Annotated in this window: 3 protein-coding genes; all 3 read left to right on the top strand. The window is 29.2% G+C overall.

From position 1 onward, the window contains the following. Positions 1-273 precede the first annotated feature (273 nt). Complete coding sequence (gene purR / locus TR13x_RS10740) at positions 274-1104, top strand: pur operon repressor (RefSeq protein WP_054871933.1); 831 nt, start codon at positions 274-276, stop codon at positions 1102-1104. An 85-nt stretch (positions 1105-1189) separates the two neighbouring features. After that, a complete protein-coding gene (gene spoVG, locus TR13x_RS10735) occupies positions 1190-1462 on the top strand; it encodes a septation regulator SpoVG (protein ID WP_054871932.1) in 273 nt (90 codons plus the stop codon). A gap of 177 nt (positions 1463-1639) precedes the next feature. Beyond that, positions 1640-3025, top strand: coding sequence for a bifunctional UDP-N-acetylglucosamine diphosphorylase/glucosamine-1-phosphate N-acetyltransferase GlmU (gene glmU, locus TR13x_RS10730; RefSeq protein WP_082394867.1), 1386 nt, complete (start codon positions 1640-1642; stop codon positions 3023-3025). The last annotated feature ends 21 nt before the right edge of the window (positions 3026-3046 follow it).

Here is a 3046-nt window from a genome sequence, read left to right as displayed (position 1 = left end):
ATTTTATTATAATCCATAGGAAATTATATACCTCTAATATTATGGATAGTTATAAAATAATTTTCGTAATGGATTTTAGATTTTATTTTTGTTATAAGAAAAGGCTGTTACTGAGTAAATTATATCATAATTAAAATATGTATAGTGCAATTTAATTTATTTAATATAGAAGATTTTATTACTAAAATAATTTCAAAAAGTGTTGATTTATTCTTATTTTACGAATAAAATTATATTTAACAAGATAAAATATTCGTGTTTAGGAGGATTTAAGTGATTAAGCTTAAGAGAAACGAAAGAATAGGAGCTATAATGAAGATATTGAGTGATAGGCCTAATCATATTTTTACTTATAATTATTTTACAGATAAGTTCAATGCAGCAAAATCTACGATTAGTGAAGATATAGTAATAGTTAAGGGAATGCTAGAAAAGCTTCAATTAGGAAAAATTGAAACTATTTCTGGTGCGGCTGGTGGAGTGAAATATATACCTCAGATTACTGAAAAGATGATAAGTGATTTTTTGAGTGATGTGGCAGATGCATTAGCTGAAAAAGAAAGAATAATTCCAGGTGGATTTATATATATGACCGATTTATTATATACTCCATCAATTGTTGGCATGGCAGGGAAGATATTTGCACATAGATTTATTAGTGGAAGTGTAGATTATGTTGTTACGGTTGAAACTAAAGGGATACCGATAGCTTTAATGACAGCTCAATCATTAGATGTACCATTAGTAATAATACGAAGAAATATAAAAGTTACAGAAGGAGCTACAGTAAACATAAATTATGTGACCGGTTCAACAAAAAAAATTCAGACTATGTCTCTATCACGAAAAGCTATGAAAGAGGGTTCTAAAGTTTTAGTGATAGATGACTTTATGAAAGCTGGAGGTACTGCGAAGGGAATTTGTGATATGATGAGAGAATTTAAAGCGGAAGTAGTAGGGACAGGAGTATTTATTGCAACAGAGCTGCCAGAAGAAAAATTAATAGATAGCTACTTACCATTATTAGTATTAAAAAAGATTGATGAAGAGACAAAAGAGATTGTTGTTGAGCCTAATAAAGACTTATTGAGTAATATTGATTAAAATGTTTAAAAGTAGAAGGAATTTGTCAAAATTAAGAGAATACTAATTTATATATTGAACAGCTACGGGGGAAGGTGGTGAAGTTATGAAAGTTACTGATGTAAGAATTAGAAAGTTAAGTGATGAAGGTAGGATGAAAGCTATTGTATCAGTTACATTTGATGATGAGTTTGTAGTACATGATATAAAAATTATTGAAGGAAATAATGGTCTTTTTATAGCAATGCCTAGTAGAAAAATGCCAGATGGAGAATTTAGAGATATAGCTCATCCTATTAATTCAGAAACAAGAAGTAAAATTCAAGAATCGATTTTAGCAGAATATGAAAAAGCATTAAGAGAAAATAAGGAAGATTAGATAAAAGGGGGCAAATGCCCTCTTTTTTTGTTATTTTTTTTGACAAAAACTTAATAATATTTTAAAGGATACATATTTTTTTTGTTGAATTGTATACAGTGTTATATATATTATATTTAAAAAGATAATAATAGGTAAATTGTATTGTGGAAAATAGCATTAGAGAGGGTGTTTAAAGTGATTACATCAATTATTTTGGCAGCAGGTGAAGGTACTAGAATGAAATCAAAGCTGCCTAAAGTATTGCATCAAGTGTGTGGAAAATCTATGTTAAGCCATGTAATTGAAGCTAGTAAAGATGCAGGTATAAATGAAAATATTGTTATTGTAGGACATGGTAAAGAAAAAGTGAAAGATATGTTAGGAGGCGACGGAATATTATTTGTAGACCAACCTATTGGAGAGAATGTTCCATATGGAACTGGTTTTGCAGTAATGCAGGCTGAACATTTAATAAAAGATGATAAATATGTTATAATCCTTTATGGAGATACCCCTTTGATTACTAGTAAGACTATTAATGATTTAATTAATTATCATAAAGAAAGTGGTAATAATGCTACAGTTTTAACTGCTGAGTTTGATAATCCGACTGGGTATGGTAGAATAATTAGAGATGATAAAGGAAATATAGTTGGAATTGTAGAAGAAAAAGATGCCAATGCAGAACAAAAGAGAATAAAGGAAATCAATTCAGGGATATATTGTTTTGATGGCAAGTATTTAAAAATGGCTTTGCGTAATCTAAACAATAATAATGCTCAAAATGAATATTATATAACTGATTCAATCAAGATATTAAATGAGAAAGGATTAAAAGTAGGCGGATATAAACTAAATGACAATACAGAAATATTCGGTGTTAATTCTAGAGTACAGTTAGCTCAAGCTAATAAGATAATGAGAAGAAGGATCAATGAAAAATTGATGTTGTCAGGGGTTACAATAATAGATCCTGATAATACATATATAGGTAAAGATGTAGTAATAGGTAGGGATACTATTATATATCCAGGAGTTTTTTTGGAAGGCAAAACTAAAATAGGAGAAGATTGTATAATAGGAAGTAATTCAAGAATAATTAACAGTAATATTGGCAATAGAGTAGTAGTGCAAACATCAACTATAATTGATAGTCAAGTTGATGAAGATACAACAATAGGTCCATACGCATATTTAAGACCTAATAGTAAAATAGGTAAGTCAGTTAAAATAGGAGATTTTGTAGAAGTGAAAAATTCTGTAATTGGTGATAATTCTAAAGCTTCGCATTTAGCATACATCGGTGATGCTGATGTGGGTAAAAATGTTAATATTGGGTGCGGTGTAGTTTTTGTGAATTATGATGGTGTAAACAAGCATAGAACAATTGTTGAAGATAATGCTTTTATTGGTAGTAATTCTAATTTAGTTGCCCCTGTAATAGTTAGAGAAAAAGGGTATGTAGCAGCAGGTTCTACAATAACAGAGGAAGTTAGTAAAGGAACTCTATCCATAGCAAGAGTTAGGCAAGTGAATAAAGAGGGCTGGGTTTTCAAAAAATTTAATAAAAATAAAGAATAAAATCTTCGATTTAAATAGATT

This window comes from Caloranaerobacter sp. TR13 (genome assembly GCF_001316435.1).
GTDB lineage: Bacteria > Bacillota > Clostridia > Tissierellales > Thermohalobacteraceae > Caloranaerobacter.
Note: the sequence above shows the minus strand (reverse complement) of the source record. Positions and strands in the feature narration are given on the sequence as shown.